A 13,962-nucleotide genomic window follows, 5' to 3' on the forward strand; every position below is an offset into this window, starting at 1 on the left:
CTGATCCCCCGGCTGGACGGGGAGGACAGGATGGTCATGCAGCTCGTGGCGCCGCGGCTGATGCTGATGGGCGGTGGCGCGGTGAAGAAGCTGGGGGAGGTGCTGGCCCAGCTCGGGCTGTCCCGGCCGCTGGTGGTCACCGATCCCTTCATGGTCTCCTCCGGCCTGGTGGAGCAGGCGCTGGCGCCGCTGCGCGAAGCGGGCCTCGCGCCCGCCGTCTTTTCGGACACCGTGCCGGACCCGACCGATACCGTCATCGCCGCCGGCGTCGCGGCCATGCGGGCCGGCGACTATGACTGCCTGGTCGGCTTCGGCGGCGGCAGCCCGATGGATACCGCCAAGGCCATGGCGATCCTCGCCGCCGCGCCGCCGGGCGCGAAGATGCGGGACTTCAAGGTGCCGGCTGCCGCCAACCTTGGTGCCGTGCCCATCATCTGCGTCCCCACCACCGCCGGGACGGGCAGCGAGGCCACGCGCTTCACCGTCATCACCGATACCGAGACGGATGAGAAGATGCTCATCGCCGGCCTCGGCGCGCTGCCGTTGGCCGCGGTGGTGGATTACGAGCTGACCTTCGGCCTGCCCGCCCGCATCACCGCCGATACCGGCATCGACAGCCTGACCCACGCGCTGGAGGCCTTCGTCTCCGCCAAGGCCAACCCGGTCTCGGACGACTATGCCCGCAGCGCGATGCGGCTGATCGCGCCCAATCTCCGCCGCGTCTGGGCGGACCCGAAGGATGCCGCGGCGCGGGAGGCGATGATGCGCGGCGCGACGCTGGCGGGGCTTGCCTTCAGCAATGCCAGCGTCGCCCTGGTGCATGGCATGAGCCGGCCCATCGGCGCCCATTTCCATGTGCCGCACGGCCTGTCCAACGCCATGCTGCTGCCCGCCGTCACTGCCTTCGGTCTGGAGGCGGCGCGGCCGCGCTATGCCGAGGCCGCGCGCGTGATGGGCGTGGCCAGCGAGGCCGAGGGCGACCAGGCCGCCGCCCAGCGCCTGGTCGAGGAGCTGCGCGCCCTGAACCGGGACCTGGATGTGCCGAGCCCCGCGAAATGGGGGATCGATGCCGGGAAGTGGGAGGGGTTGCTGCCGCTGATGGCGCAGCAGGCGCTGGCCTCCGGCAGCCCGTCGAACAATCCCCGCGTGCCGGATGCGGCGGAGATCGTGGCGCTCTACCGGGCCAGCTACGCCGCCTAACCCTTCAGGCTGCCTGACCCTGGCGATCCGGCATGGCCGCCGCCGTCCAGGCGGCAATCCAGGCCGGCAACGCGGCCGGCGGCAGCGGGCGGCCGACGCCGAAACCCTGCGCCAGGTCGCAGCCGGCGGCGGCGATGGCGCGCCAGACATGGCTGTCCGTCACCCCCTCCGCGATCACCACCATGCCGCGCCGGCGGGCATGGCGGACCACGCGCTCCACCTCGGCCCGGGCGCGCCGTTCATGCGGCATGGCGAGCACCAGCTTGCGGTCCAGCTTCACCCCGGCGAAGGGCAGGTCCAGCAGGTCCCGGCGCCCGTCATCCAGCGCCAGGTCGTCCAGCAGCACGCCGAAGCCGGCCCGGCCCAGGCGAAGCAGCGCGCGGCGCAGCAAAGCGCGGTCGCGCACCTCCGTGCTCTCGGTCAGTTCCAGCAGCATCTCGGCGGGCGCGAGCCCGGCCTCGGCGGCCAGGCGCAGCAGCCGCACCGGCAGGTCCGGCCGCAGCAGCTCGGGCAGGGGCACGTTGAAGGACAGGCGGATGTGCCGCCCGGCGCGGTGCGCCGCCAGTTCCTGCATGGCGCGGCGGGCGACGGCCAGGGTCAGCAGCCCGGCCAGGCCGGCGCGTTCGGCCAGCGGGACGAAGGCATTGGCGCCGAGCGCGGCCCCCGGCCTTTCCCAGCGCGCCAGCGCCTCCACCATCACCAGGCGGCGATCGGCCAGCCGGACCATCGGCTGGAAGCGCACCGTGATCTCGCCCTTGGCCAGCCCCTCGGCCAGGGCCGCGGCATCGCTGGGATGGGATCGGCGCGCCTGGCCCCGGGCCAGGGCGGCGGCCAGCTGCGCGGCCTCGGGCGGCACTTCCGGCAGCCCCGCCGGCGCCGTCTGGCCGGGGCGCGCGACGACGACCACGCCGGTGCCGTTGAAGGGATCCCGCGCCGCGCTCAGCAGGGCGCTGCTGCCGGCGCCGCTTTCCACCACCAAATGGCGCGGCGCGTTGCCCGGGCCCACCATCTGGCTCAGGGCTTCCTCCGCCGTGGTCACCAGCACCGGCGGCGGCCCGGCCATGCGCCGCGCGGCGTCGCGGGTGGCGGCAATGACCAGGGGATCGCTAGCCACCAGCAGGACGATGCCCGGCTCCGGATCGGCGCGCCGCGGGCGCCTCAGCATGGTGATGGCATCCTCCGATCCAGGCCCGCGAAGCGCCGCAAGCTGGGCCAAGCTCGGCTTATCACGGAATCGTGACAAAACAAGACCCGGCAGCGAAAGGCCCGGCGATACGAGGCTCGGCGCGCCCGGCTTTCCGTTCTGGCGTTGCGATAGTCCATCAAGCCGCCAGGATGCCTGAAGATGCGGACATCTACCGGTTCATACAGAACACAGTCACGTGTGAGCCCCTGACGCCGCCCCTCAGGCCCGGCGGGGCAGCCAGGGCTCCTCGGCCCAGCGGCGGCGCAGCTCCGAATCGGCACGGGCCAGCAGCCGGCCCCAGGGCTCCGGCCCCAGGAAGCGGGGCGTCTGGCCGCGGCTGGCGCATTGCTCGGCGAAGTCGAGGTCGCCGGCCACGCCTTCCAGCCCGCCCAGCAGCGCGTCCCGGAAGCCCTGGGGCGCGGCCGGGTTCAGCGCGAAGCCGCGCTGCGCGGAGGCGATCAGGTCCACCGCCTGTTCCTTCAGCGTTGCCAGTTCCGGCAGCAGGGGGCTGCGGCGTGCGGCGGCGATGCCGATGCCATGCAGCTTGCCCTCCCGCAGCCAGCCGATCGCATCCGGCAGCGGCAGCATGGCCGCCGCCACATGGCCGGAGACCGCCGCCTGGCGGGCCGCGGCGGCGGAGGGAAAGGCGAAGCGCGGCAGGTCCAGCCGGCCATCCAGGCGCAGCGCCGCGAAATGCGCCGCGCTGCCGGGCGCCGGTGTGCCCAGCGTGCCGCGATCGCCCAGCTCGCGCAGTGCCGCCACATCGGCCGGCCCGCCATGGGCGCCGACCAGCACCATGCTTTCCTCCACCACCGCAGCCAGGGGCGCGATGCGGGTGCCGGGAAAGGGCTCGCCATTCTCCACGGCGCGGGCCAGCAGCAGGGGGGTGGTCACCACGCCGATGACCCGCCGCGCCGGATCGGCCTCGGCCAGCACGGAGATGGAATCCAGGCCGGAGCGGCCGGGATGGTTGCGGACCGCCAGGGTCAGCCGCGGCAGGGCGCGTTCCAGGAAGGGGGCGACCCCGCGTGCCCAGAGATCCACCGCCGAGCCGGGGGCCGCGCCCACCAGAAGCTCCGCCGGATTGCCGCGGGCCCCCAGCGCCAGGCGCGGCGCGGCCAGGCCCAGCGCCCCGGCCAGGCCGAGCAGCGCCCGCCGCGGGACGTGCGGTGCCGTCGCCTCGCCGGGCCGCTGGCGGGTCACGTCGCCTGGGCCTGCGGGGCGGCGGCGACTTCCTTCGGCCGCAGCGACTTGGCGCCGGTGTAGAGCACCAGCGGCGCCGTGATGAAGATGGAGGAGGAGGTCGAGAGGACGATGCCGAAGAGCATGGTCCAGGCGAAGCCCGCCAGCGCATCGCCGCCGAACAGCGCCAGTGGCAGGGCCGAGAGGAACAGCGTCATCGAGGTGCCGATGGAGCGGTTTAGCGTCTCGTTGATCGAGAGGTCGACCACGTCGCGTAGCGGCATCTGCTTGTATTTGCGCAGATTCTCCCGCATCCGGTCGAACACCACGACCTTGTCGTTCACCGAGAAGCCGACGATGGTCAGGATCGCCGCGATGGTCTGCAGGTTGAACTCGATCTGCGTGACGGCGAGGAAACCCACCGTCTTCGTGGTGTCCAGGATCAGCGTGATGATGGCGGCCAGGCCGAACTGCCATTCGAAGCGGAACCAGATATAGACCAGCATCGCCAGCAGGCTGATGCCGAGCGCGATCATCCCGCCGCGGAACAGTTCACTCGAAACGCGCTCGCCCACCGCTTCCACCCGCAGGATGCGGGTGCCGGGACTGGCCGCCTCCAGCGCGCCGCGCACGGCATTCACCGCGCGCTGCGTGCCGGCCTCGTCGCCCTGCACGGGCAGGCGGATCAGCACGGCATCCGGCGCGCCGAATTGCTGCAGGCCGACGTCACCCAGGTTGAGGCCGGAGGCGGCGGTGCGCAGCCGGGCGAGGTCGGCCGGGCCTTCCGTGCGAACCTCCATGACAATGCCGCCCTGGAAATCGATGCCGCGCTCCAGCCCCGGATAGAAGGCCAGAATGACGGAGGCGATGGACAGGAAGGCCGAGAGCACCAGCCCCGGGATCGCGCCCTTCATGAAGGGGATGCGCGTATCGTCCGGGACGATGCGGAACAGCGGGCGGGAGAGCAGGCGGAACATTCTTCTTCGATCCTCAGACCGGCAGCGTCTGGGGGCGGCGGCGGCGATACCAGCTGGCCACCATCAGCCGCACCACCACCGTCGCGGTCCACATCTGCACCACCGTCCCGACGGCCACCGTGACGGCGAAGCCCTTGATGGGCCCGCTGCCGAAGCCATAGAGGCAGGCCATGGCGATCAGATTGGTCAGGTTGCTGTCCATGATGGTGCCGGAGGCCTTGGTGAAGCCCAGCTCCAGCGCCGAGATGGGCGTTCGCCCGTTCCGTACCTCCTCCCGCACCCTTTCGTTGATCAGGATATTGGCGTCGAGCGCCGTGCCCAGCGTCAGCACGATGCCGGCGATGCCGGGAAGGGTGAGGGTGGCGCCCATGACCGACAATACGCCGACCATGATGACCAGATTGGCCAATAGCGCGATATTCGCGAGCCAGCCCAGGAACCCATAGGCCAGGCCCATATAGAGGAAGACGAAGCTGGCCCCCACGGCGAGGGAGATGATGCCGGCGCGGATCGCATCCGCCCCCAGCTCCGGCCCCACAGTCCGTTCCTCCACCACCGTCAGCGGGGCGGGCAGGGCGCCGGCGCGCAGCAGAACGGCCAGGTCGTTGGCCCCGCGCACGTCGAAGCTGCCAGAAATCTGGCCGCGGCCGCCTGTGATCGGCTCCCGGATATTCGGTGCGGTGATCACCCGCTCATCCAGCACGATGGCGAAGGGTCGGCCGACATTCTGGCGGGTGACATCGGCGAAGCGCCGGGTGCCGATGGAATCGAAGGTGAAGTTCACCACCCACTGACCGTTCTGGTCCTGGCCGGCGCGGGCATCGGTCAGGTTGGCGCCATCCACCTCGACCCGCCGGCGCACCGCATAGCGGTCCTGGAAGCGGTCGCCGGGGAGGAACATGGTCCCCGGCGGCGGCGTCGGCGCCTGGAGATTGGCGCTCTCGTCCAATAGATGAAAAGTCATGCGGGCGGTGCGGCCCAGCAGGTCCTTGATGCGGGCCGGGTCTTCCACGCCGGGCAGCTGCACCAGGATGCGGTTGGCGCCCTGGCGGGCGATCAGCGCCTCCGCCACGCCGGTCTCATCGACGCGGCGGCGGACGATCTCCAGCGACTGCTCCACCGCATTGCCCGCCTTGGCGCGCAGCGCGACCTCGGTCAGCGTGGCGGAAACCAGCCCATCGGGAGAGGTGGTCACCTCGATATCCGGCTGCTGCGCCCCGGCGCCGGCGGGCACCACGATCGCGGCCTCCCGCAGGATGCGGGCCATGTCGGCGGCGCGGGCGGGGTCGGACACGCGGACGGAGACGCGGCGCTCGGCCGGTGCGGCGTTCAGCCCGGTATAGAGGATGCGGGGATTGGCAGCAGCGGCGCCGCGGCGCGCGGTATCCACCAGCGCCTCCAGCCTTTCGCGGACCATGGCGGAGGTATCGACCTCGAGCAGCAGGTAGCTGCCGCCGCGCAGGTCGAGGCCGAGGCTGATCTGGCGGGCCCAATCCGGCAGCGCGCTGCGCGGGAACAGGTTGGGCAGGGAGACCAGGATGCCGAGGAGGCAGACGCCGATGATGGCGAATACCTTCCAGCGGGCGAAATACATCATGGAAGCAGCCAGACCCCGAATGGTGAAGGAGCGGCCCTTTACCCCATCCGGGGGGCGATGCCACCGGCCCGGAAGATGCGGCGCGGCCCCCCCTGATGCAAGCCCGGGCGGGACGCAGTATCACCGGCTGGCTTGAAGGAAGGGTTTTTCTCGATGTCGCTGCGCGTCGCGGTGCTCGGTGCCGGGCATTTTGGCCGTTTCCACGCGCTGAAGGCCAGCCGGGGCGGGCCGGACAATCCCTTGCGGCTGGTGGCGCTGCATGATGCGGACCCGGCCCGCGCCGCGGCGGTGGCCGCGGAATGTGGCGTGCCGGCCCTGCCGGCGGCGGAGGCGATCGCGGCGGCGGAGGCGGTGATCGTCGCCGCCCCCACCCGCTTCCATGCGGCGCTGGGCCGCCAGGTGCTGGAGGCGGGGCGGCACCTTTTCATGGAAAAGCCGATCGCCGCGACGCTCGCCGAGGCCGAATCGCTTTCCGCCCTGGCCGCGGCGCGCGGCCGGGTGCTGCAGGTCGGCCATATCGAGCGATTCTCCGCCGCCTTCCGCGCGGTGGTGGCCGCACAGGAGGGCAGCCGCGCGGTGCATTGGGAGGCGGTGCGCGTGGCGCCCTTCCGGCCGCGGTCACTGGATGTCTCGGTGGTGCTGGACCTGATGATCCATGACATCGACCTGGTGCTGAAGCTGGCCGGCGGGCTGCCCGAGAAGGTGGAGGCGGTGGGGGCGCGGGTGATGTCGGAGCATGCCGATTTCGCGGTCGCGCGCCTCGGCTTTCGCGGCGGCAGGGCGGCCACCATCACCGCCTCCCGCGTCTCGCTCGCCATGGAGCGGCGGCTGCGGGTGCTGGGCGGGGAGGGGGAGATGAGCGTCGATTTCCTCAACCGCTCCCTGGCCGTTCTGCGGCGTGGTGGGGCGGAGGAGGTGGCGACCATGCCCGGCTATGGCATCGACCGCGCCGGCTGGACCGAGCATGACAGCCTGGAGGCCGAGCAGGCCGGTTTTGCGAAGGCCTGCGCCGGGGAAGCGCCGGAGGTCGGCGCAGCCGAGGGCATCGCGGCGCTGCGCGTCGCGCTGGCGGTCGAGGCCGCGATCGAAGCCAACGACTGACGAGAGCTGCCTCACCGAAAGCGAAGACGGTGAAACGGCTCTAGCTCATTGTCTTGACGCGTTTTCCAAGTCGCCTTGCGAAGCCGCAAGGCTTGAAAACGCTCGAGACGCCTCAGCCCTGGGGGACGCCCTTTGCCCCCGGCCGAAGCCGCCGCCAGGCCGGCAGGATCAGCTTCTCGACCACGGGCACCAGGGCCGCGCCGAGGACGAGGCCCAGAAGGCCGGAGCCGAGCGCGGTCACGAACCAGGCCGCCGCGCCGCCGATCGCGGGCATCGCCGCGGCGGCGGCATCGCTGGCGGCGTGCAGCGCATGGGCCATGCCGCCAAGGCCGTATTCCTCCAGCCCATGCAGGATGATGCCGCCGCCTACCCAGACCATGGCCGCGGTGCCGACGATGGCCAGCACCTTCAGGAGATAGGGCATCCCAAGGACGATGCCGCGTCCCAGGGCGCGCAGCGGCGCGCTGCCGGTCTGCGCCATGGCGACGCCGGCATCATCCGCCTTCACGATCAAGGCGACGGCGCCATAGACCAGCACGGTGATGCTGATGCCCACCGCGGCGAGCACGGCGGCCTGGCCGATGAAACTCGCCTCCGGCACCGTCGCCAGGGTGATGGCCATGATCTCGGCCGAGAGGATGAAATCGGTCTGGATGGCGCTGGCGATCTTCTGGTCCTCCAGCGTGCGGTCGTCCTCGGCGAGGCCCGGGGATTTCGAGACCATCATCCCGTGATGCGGGAAGATCGCCTCGATGACCTTCTCGGCGCCCTCGAAGCACAGATAGGCGCCGCCCAGCATCAGCAGGGGCGTGATCGCCCAGGGAGCGAGCAGGCTGAGCGCGAGCGCCCCGGGCAGAAGGAACAGCAGCTTGTTCTTCAGCGAGCCCAGGGCGATCCGCCCGACGATCGGCAATTCCCGCGCCGCGGCGAAGCCGACCACATAGCGCGGCGTCACCGCGGCATCGTCGATGACCACGCCGGCCGCCTTGGCGCCTGCCTTCAACGTCTGCGCGCCGATGTCGTCGAGCGAGGCGGCGGCGACCTTCGCCAGGGCCGCGATGTCGTCCAGCAGGGCAATCAGGCCAACGCTCATGCATGATCCTCGATTCGGTTCAGCACGACGGCGGCCGCCGCGGCGCTAGGCAGACCTTCCTGCGGACGCAGCTTTAGCAGCATTTCCGCAAATCCGGCGCGCTGCGCGGCAGCGGGCGCGGCATCCAGCAGCAGCCCGGCCAGGCCCTCCGCCAGGGCCTGCGGCGTCGCTGCCTCCTGCAGATACTCCGGCACAACGCGGCGATCGGCGAGCAGGTTCACCAGACTTGCAAAGGGGACGCGGACCAGGCGGCGGACGATGGCGGCGGTGATCGGGTTCACCTTGTAGGCCACCAGATGCGGCACCCCGGCCACCGCCATTTCCAGGGAGGAGGTGCCGGACTTGATGAGACCCGCCCCGTGCTCCCGCGCCGCGGCGAAGGCATCGTGCTTGCCCGCCAGATCGGTCACCAGGAGGGTGCGGCCCGGCCAGTCCCGCACGCCGGCCTGCACCGCCTCCGCCACCACCGCCGAGACCGGCAGCGCCACCGTCAGATTCGGGACGCGCGGCGCCAGAAGCCGCAGCGCCTGGCCGAAGATGGGCAGCAGGCGCTTCACCTCCATCCGCCGGCTGCCGGGCATCACCACCAGCACCGGGGCCTCCGCCGCCAGGCCGTGGGCGGCCCGGAAGCGCGCGGCGTCCCCAGCATCAACGCCCGATTCCAGCACGGGATGGCCGACGAAGCTGGCCGGGATGCCGGCCGCCTCGAAGATCACCGGCTCGAAGGGCAGCAGGCAGAGGATATGGTCCACTGCCGCCTTGATCTTGGCGATCCGCCCGGGCCGCCAGGCCCAGATCTGCGGCGCCACGTAATGCACCACGGGAATGCCGAGGGGGCGGATGCGTTGGGCCAGGCGCAGGGTGAAGCCGGGGCTGTCGATGGTCACCACCACGGCCGGGCGGCGGGCCGCGATATCCGCCACTGTCTCATCCAGCCGCCGTGCCAGGCGGCGGATATTGGGCAGCACCTCGATCAGCCCCATCAGCGCCAGCTCGCGCATGGGGAACAGGCTCGGCAGGCCCTGCTCGGCCAGGCGGTCGCCGCCGACGCCGGCGAAGGCGAGGGAGGGGTCGCGCGCCCGCAGCGCCGCCAGCAGCCGCGCGCCCAGCACATCGCCGGAGGCCTCGCCGGCGACCAGATAGACCAGGCTCATGCGAAGCTCGCGGGTTTCGGCGCAGGGACGGGGCGGCGCGGCCAGTCGCGGTGGTTTCGCACGGCGCCGTTCGCCCGGACCTCCTCGACCAGGGCGGGGTCGAGCGTGGCAAACAGCCAGCCGGGCACGTCCATCCCCCCGGCCGCCACCACGCCATCCTCCGGAAAGCCGCGATCCGGCGGGCCGAAGACCGCCGCCTGGCCGTGATTTTCGTCCAACGCCACTGACCAGGGGGCGAGGCCGAGCGTCGGCGTGACGGCGACGAAGCACTGGTTCTCCAGCGCCCGCGCCGCGGCCCCGATCCGCACCCGGGCGAATCCGGAAAGACTGTCGGTGCAGGAGGGGGCGAGGATCAGCCAGGCGCCGGCCTCGACCTGGGCGCGGGCATGTTTCGGGAATTCCACATCGTAGCAGATCGAAATCCCGATGCGGCCCCAGGGCGTGTCGAAAACCGCCGGGCCGGCGCCGGAGGAGACGCCCCAGCGCTCGGCCTCGAAGCGGGTCATGGCGGTCTTGTCCTGGAAGGCCAGGCGGCCGTCGGGTGCAATCAGAGGCGCGCGGTTGATGATGCGCGGGCCCGATCGCATGGGCAGGCTGCCCGGCAGCAGCCACACCCCGGCGCGCATCGCCGCCTGGCGCATCGCGGCCAGGATCTCCTCGGCATGGGCCACCATGGCGGCCAGCTCCGTCGCCTCATCCGGCGCGGCATTGCCGGCGAGTGCTGCGCCCAATTCGACGCAGGCATATTCCGGCAGGACGCAGAGATCGGCGCGGCCGCGGGCCTCGGCCAGGCGCTGGTCCAGCCGGGCGGCGAAATCGGCGACGCTGGCGGGGTGCCCGACTTCCCAGGCCAGGAGGCCGAGGCGGAGGGGGCGCGGCAGGGGCTGGGTCAAAGCGTCTTGGTCCAGAAGACCAGGTCGTGCGCCGTTTCCGTGGCTTGGCCGATTTCCTTCCAGTTGAAGCTCACGACCAGATCCGGCCGCCTGGCATAGCCGCGCTTGCCCCAGAAGGCATCCAGCGGCGTGTAGCCGGCCGGCCGGCGCGGGTCGCGCTCATCGCGGGCCACGGCGCAGAAGGCGGCCCCCGGCAGGCCCAGACGGAGCGCATGCGCCTCCCGCTCCGCGAAGAAGCGCACCCCGGCGCCCTGGCCGCGCCATTCCGGCAGCAGCACCGATTCGCCGAAATAGCAGAAGCGGGCAGGGTCCAGCCCGGCCTCCCGGAAGCAGGCCAGCACCGGCGCATGCGCCTGGACCATCGGCTGGCAGGTGGCGGCGCCGACGACCTTCTCGCCATCCCGGCAGACCACGATCGCAGCACCTGGCGACTCCGCATAGGCGCGCAGATAGCCCTGCTCGTAGCCGCCATCGCCTTCATACAGGTAGGGCCATTCCCGGAAGACGGCGATGCGCAGCGCCGCCAGATCCGGCAGCAGCGGATGCAGCGCGGGGCCCGAAACTGTCTCGAAGCGCAGGTGGATTTCCGCCATGCCCGGATGCATAGGGTCCCGCGTGACGGCAGGAAAGAGCTTCGCGTGGAGATGGGAGTAGAGGCCGTGGGCCTGGTGGCGGGGGCGATGACGACCGCCGCCTTCGTGCCGCAGGCATGGAAAACCTGGCGCACGCGCTCGGCGCAGGATTTCAGCCTGGCATTGCTGGTGCTGCTGGTCGCGGGCAACAGCCTCTGGCTGGGCTATGGGCTGCTGAAGGGCGCGACCGGGCTGGTGGCGGCGAATATCGTCACCGTGCCGCTGACTGCCTTCATCCTGTCGGTGAAGCTGCGGCGCGGCTGAGGTGCGCCCTGCCGAGGCAGGGCGCCCCAAAAGTCAGGTGAGCGCGCCCACCGCCGCGTCGCGGCTCGGGTGGATCGCCAAAATCTTGTCGAAGCCGCTGATCTCCAGCACCTCGCGCACCGGCGCCTGGGGGGATGCGACGGCGAAGCTGCCGCCGATGGCCTTGGCCTGCTTGGCCGCCTTCAGCAGAACGCGCAGCCCGGCCGAGGAGACGTAATGCACCTCCGCCAGGTCGGCCACCACCTTGGCGCCACCCTCGAGCAGGCCCAAGAGCTTGGCCTCTGCCGCCGGGGCGGTGGCGGTGTCGAGGCGGCCCTTGAGCGCAGCCACCTTCACGCCCTTCTCGGTGCTTTCAGAAATATCCATGAAGCCTGTCCTGTCCTAGCTCGCCTGCGTCGGAGTCTGTTTAGACCATCGGCGCGTAGCGCGCGATCTGCGCATAGATTTCGCGAATGGCATCGGCGAGGGAGCGGTTCAACTCCTCCAGATCCGCCACCTGGTCGATGCGCGGCTGCACCTTGTCCAACTCCTGGTTGGAGAGGATCAGGGAAAACAGGCCGCCGGCACGGCAGAGGCCGATCAGCATCGAATCGCGCGGATCGGGGATGTCGTCCTGGAACAGCACGCCCATGATGCGCGCCTTCACCTCCCGCTCCTCCTTGTCGGAGATCACGGGGTAGCGGCGCTCCGGGAAGACCCAAAGGAAGCGGCCCTCGACGCGCTTCAGGATGCCCTTGGCGACCAGGCGCTCGAACAGCGCGTCGCGATAGGCATCGGCATCGGCGGCGAGCGTCTCGATCCAGTAGCGGCTGTCGCCGGCTTCCGGCGCGGCCACGATCTGCGCCAGCGCACGATCCAGCAGCGCATCGCCGGTCGGCGCCGGGTTCACCACATAGAGCCGGGTGGGGTCGGTATCGATCCGCCCTTCCAGCGCCAGCTCGGCCAGCACGGCGCCGGCGATCGCATAGTCGCCGGACGGCGCCGCGCGCTCCTGTAGCCGCCCGCTTTCATCATCGAGCATCAGGAGGAGGATCTCCTCCGGCATCGTCAACGGCATGGCGTCACAGGCTCCCTCAACACGCACCGGCTGGGCTTCCGGCATGGCGCAGGGAAGCGCGCGGCGGGTGCCGAGTCAACGCAGGCGCAGGGTCGTATGCGGGCGAGGATTCAGGCCGTGCCCAGTGCCTTCTCCGCTTCCGCCGCATCCAGGAAGGCGGCCAGACCCTTGCGGACCACATCGGGGTCCAGCTCCCGCAGGATGAAGACCAGGCGGGACCGGCGCGGTTCGCCTTCCGGCCAGGCGTCCAGCCGGATCGGCGGATGGAACAGGTGCTGCACGCCATGGATCACCACGGGCCGGTCCTCCCCCTGCAGGTCGAGCAGCCCCTTCATCCGCAGCACGGCCGCGCCACGCGTCATCGCCAGCATCTCGAGCCAGCTCGCCAGGCCGGTCCAGGGCAGGGGCCGGTCGAAATCCAGGCAGAGCGCCTGGATGCGCCCATCATGCCGGTTGGGGTCGTGGTGATGGTGATGGTGATGGCCCTGCGGCGCCGCGGCGCCGATCCAGGTGGCGACGTCCGGCGCCTTCACCGAGGTGTCATAGGGGCCGGCATCCAGCAGGCGCGCGGCCTCGATCTCGCCGGCCACGGCGGGCAGGATCGGCGCGATCGGGTTCAGCGCGCGCAGCCTTTCCTCCAGCAGCGCCACCTGCGCCGGCGGCATCAGGTCGGTCTTGCTGAGCACGATACGGTCGGCGACGGCGGCCTGGCGCAGCGCCTCCGGCTGCGCATCCAGCGTCGCCATGCCGGTCGCGGCATCCACCAGCGTCACCACCCCATCCAGCACGAAGCGGCGCGCCAGGCGGAGATCGGCCATCAGCGTGTGCAGGATGGGGGCGGGGTCGGCCAGGCCGGTGGTCTCCACCACCACCCGCGCCACCTTCTGGCCCGCCAGCATGCGGTCCCAGACGCCGTCCAGCGCCGTCAGCAGGTCGCCGCGGATGGTGCAGCACAGGCAGCCGGCATTCAGCAGCACCGTGTCGCCGTCCAGCCGCTCCACCAGCAGGTGGTCCAGGCCGATCTCGCCGAATTCATTGATCAGCACGGCGGTATGGGCCATTGCCGGCTGCTTCAGCAGGGCGTTCAGCAGCGTGGTCTTGCCGGCGCCGAGAAAGCCGGTCAGCACCGTGACGGGGATCGGGCCGCTCATCCGTGGTTGTGTCCCTTGTGGGCGTCCCCATACAGCGCCGCCGGATCCATCAGCGGCGCCGCGATGCTGGCGAGGCTGTCGCCGCGGATGGACTGATAGAAGCAGTTCCGCCGGCCGGTGTGGCAGGCGACGCCGAGCTGATCCACCAGCGCCAGCAGCGTATCGCCGTCGCAATCCAGCCGCAGCTCCACCAGCCGCTGCACCTGGCCCGAGGTCTCGCCCTTGCGCCACAGCCCCTGGCGGGAGCGGCTGAAATAGCAGACCTGGCCGGTGGCCAGCGTTTCCTCCACCGCGGCCCGGTTCATCCAGGCCATCATCAGCACCTCGCCCGTGTCATGCTGCTGGGCGATGCAGGCGACCAGCCCATCGGCATTGAAACGCACCGCGCCCAGCAGGGCTGCGATGCCGGCGGCGGAGGGCGGGGCGAAGGCGGGCGCCGCGGCGGGCGCCAGGGGTGTGTCCGTCATGACGGCGC

General features: G+C 71.3%; 15 protein-coding genes. 3 read left to right on the forward strand and 12 right to left on the reverse strand.

Going from position 1 to position 13,962, the window contains the following annotated elements; genetic code table 11:
- The first annotated feature begins 30 nt into the window (after positions 1-30).
- Positions 31-1,200: an iron-containing alcohol dehydrogenase gene (locus J3S20_RS09275; protein WP_216836154.1), complete on the forward strand. Its 1,170-nt coding sequence runs from the start codon at positions 31-33 to the stop codon at positions 1,198-1,200.
- Between the two features lie 4 nt (positions 1,201-1,204).
- Here J3S20_RS09275 and J3S20_RS09280 read toward each other — a convergent pair whose 3' ends face one another.
- From J3S20_RS09280 to secD, 4 genes are all read right to left on the reverse strand, one after another.
- Positions 1,205-2,365 carry an EAL domain-containing protein gene (locus tag J3S20_RS09280; RefSeq protein ID WP_216836155.1) on the reverse strand — a complete coding sequence of 387 codons (1,161 nt, stop codon included), beginning with the start codon at positions 2,363-2,365 and terminating at the stop codon, positions 1,205-1,207.
- Positions 2,366-2,605: 240 nt separating this feature from the next.
- Positions 2,606-3,589: a type 2 periplasmic-binding domain-containing protein gene (locus J3S20_RS09285; protein ID WP_216836156.1), complete on the reverse strand. Its 984-nt coding sequence runs from the start codon at positions 3,587-3,589 to the stop codon at positions 2,606-2,608.
- The gene (gene secF / locus J3S20_RS09290) at positions 3,586-4,536 is read right to left on the reverse strand and encodes a protein translocase subunit SecF (protein WP_216836422.1); all 951 of its coding nucleotides are present in this window, start codon (positions 4,534-4,536) and stop codon (positions 3,586-3,588) included. The genes J3S20_RS09285 and secF overlap by 4 nt, the downstream gene beginning before the upstream one ends.
- Before the next feature lie 22 nt (positions 4,537-4,558).
- Entirely contained in the window at positions 4,559-6,142 is a 1,584-nt protein-coding gene (secD, locus tag J3S20_RS09295; protein WP_216836157.1) for a protein translocase subunit SecD, read from the reverse strand.
- A 153-nt stretch (positions 6,143-6,295) separates the two neighbouring features.
- Between secD and J3S20_RS09300 the strand changes: the two genes are divergently transcribed.
- On the forward strand, positions 6,296-7,243 hold the full coding sequence (locus J3S20_RS09300) for a Gfo/Idh/MocA family protein (RefSeq protein ID WP_216836158.1): 948 nt from the start codon (positions 6,296-6,298) through the stop codon (positions 7,241-7,243).
- 112 nt (positions 7,244-7,355) lie between these two features.
- On the opposite strand, the gene J3S20_RS09305 is transcribed toward J3S20_RS09300, so the two are convergent.
- Genes J3S20_RS09305 through J3S20_RS09320 form a run of 4 tightly spaced genes read right to left on the reverse strand, consistent with a single transcriptional unit; the run spans position 7,356 to position 10,976 of the window.
- On the reverse strand, positions 7,356-8,336 hold the full coding sequence (locus tag J3S20_RS09305) for a DUF808 domain-containing protein (protein ID WP_216836159.1): 981 nt from the start codon (positions 8,334-8,336) through the stop codon (positions 7,356-7,358).
- Entirely contained in the window at positions 8,333-9,490 is a 1,158-nt protein-coding gene (gene lpxB / locus J3S20_RS09310) for a lipid-A-disaccharide synthase (RefSeq protein ID WP_216836160.1), read from the reverse strand. Before lpxB ends, J3S20_RS09305 begins: the two co-directional genes overlap by 4 nt.
- Positions 9,487-10,383: a carbon-nitrogen hydrolase family protein gene (locus tag J3S20_RS09315; protein ID WP_379793638.1), complete on the reverse strand. Its 897-nt coding sequence runs from the start codon at positions 10,381-10,383 to the stop codon at positions 9,487-9,489. Before J3S20_RS09315 ends, lpxB begins: the two co-directional genes overlap by 4 nt.
- Positions 10,380-10,976, reverse strand: a complete 597-nt coding sequence (locus J3S20_RS09320) for a GNAT family N-acetyltransferase (protein ID WP_216836161.1) — start codon at positions 10,974-10,976, stop codon at positions 10,380-10,382. The genes J3S20_RS09315 and J3S20_RS09320 overlap by 4 nt, the downstream gene beginning before the upstream one ends.
- Positions 10,977-11,027: 51 nt before the next feature.
- On the opposite strand from J3S20_RS09320, the gene J3S20_RS09325 reads away from it, so the two are divergent.
- A complete protein-coding gene (locus J3S20_RS09325; protein WP_216836424.1) occupies positions 11,028-11,279 on the forward strand; it encodes a SemiSWEET family sugar transporter in 252 nt (83 codons plus the stop codon).
- 33 nt (positions 11,280-11,312) lie between these two features.
- On the opposite strand, the gene J3S20_RS09330 is transcribed toward J3S20_RS09325, so the two are convergent.
- The 4 genes from J3S20_RS09330 to hisI form a co-directional block, all read right to left on the reverse strand.
- Positions 11,313-11,645: an STAS domain-containing protein gene (locus tag J3S20_RS09330; RefSeq protein WP_216836162.1), complete on the reverse strand. Its 333-nt coding sequence runs from the start codon at positions 11,643-11,645 to the stop codon at positions 11,313-11,315.
- A 40-nt stretch (positions 11,646-11,685) separates the two neighbouring features.
- A complete protein-coding gene (locus J3S20_RS09335; protein WP_216836163.1) occupies positions 11,686-12,336 on the reverse strand; it encodes a GOLPH3/VPS74 family protein in 651 nt (216 codons plus the stop codon).
- Between the two features lie 110 nt (positions 12,337-12,446).
- Positions 12,447-13,487 (reverse strand): CobW family GTP-binding protein, encoded by a 1,041-nt coding sequence (locus J3S20_RS09340; RefSeq protein ID WP_216836164.1) that lies wholly within the window; start codon positions 13,485-13,487, stop codon positions 12,447-12,449.
- Complete coding sequence (gene hisI / locus J3S20_RS09345; protein WP_216836165.1) at positions 13,484-13,954, reverse strand: phosphoribosyl-AMP cyclohydrolase; 471 nt, start codon at positions 13,952-13,954, stop codon at positions 13,484-13,486. Before hisI ends, J3S20_RS09340 begins: the two co-directional genes overlap by 4 nt.
- Positions 13,955-13,962 lie beyond the last annotated feature (8 nt).

This window comes from Falsiroseomonas tokyonensis (assembly GCF_019024325.1).
Lineage (GTDB): Bacteria > Pseudomonadota > Alphaproteobacteria > Acetobacterales > Acetobacteraceae > Falsiroseomonas > Falsiroseomonas tokyonensis.

Coding starts and splice junctions, on each gene's coding strand:
- J3S20_RS09275 (WP_216836154.1), top strand. CDS start 31: ATGGTCATGCAGCTCGTGGCGCCGCGGCTGATGCTGATGGGCGGTGGC.
- J3S20_RS09280 (WP_216836155.1), bottom strand. CDS start 2,365: ATGCTGAGGCGCCCGCGGCGCGCCGATCCGGAGCCGGGCATCGTCCTG.
- secD (WP_216836157.1), bottom strand. CDS start 6,142: ATGATGTATTTCGCCCGCTGGAAGGTATTCGCCATCATCGGCGTCTGC.
- J3S20_RS09300 (WP_216836158.1), top strand. CDS start 6,296: ATGTCGCTGCGCGTCGCGGTGCTCGGTGCCGGGCATTTTGGCCGTTTC.
- J3S20_RS09305 (WP_216836159.1), bottom strand. CDS start 8,336: ATGAGCGTTGGCCTGATTGCCCTGCTGGACGACATCGCGGCCCTGGCG.
- lpxB (WP_216836160.1), bottom strand. CDS start 9,490: ATGAGCCTGGTCTATCTGGTCGCCGGCGAGGCCTCCGGCGATGTGCTG.
- J3S20_RS09320 (WP_216836161.1), bottom strand. CDS start 10,976: ATGGCGGAAATCCACCTGCGCTTCGAGACAGTTTCGGGCCCCGCGCTG.
- J3S20_RS09325 (WP_216836424.1), top strand. CDS start 11,028: ATGGGAGTAGAGGCCGTGGGCCTGGTGGCGGGGGCGATGACGACCGCC.
- J3S20_RS09330 (WP_216836162.1), bottom strand. CDS start 11,645: ATGGATATTTCTGAAAGCACCGAGAAGGGCGTGAAGGTGGCTGCGCTC.
- J3S20_RS09335 (WP_216836163.1), bottom strand. CDS start 12,336: ATGCCGTTGACGATGCCGGAGGAGATCCTCCTCCTGATGCTCGATGAT.
- J3S20_RS09340 (WP_216836164.1), bottom strand. CDS start 13,487: ATGAGCGGCCCGATCCCCGTCACGGTGCTGACCGGCTTTCTCGGCGCC.
- hisI (WP_216836165.1), bottom strand. CDS start 13,954: ATGACGGACACACCCCTGGCGCCCGCCGCGGCGCCCGCCTTCGCCCCG.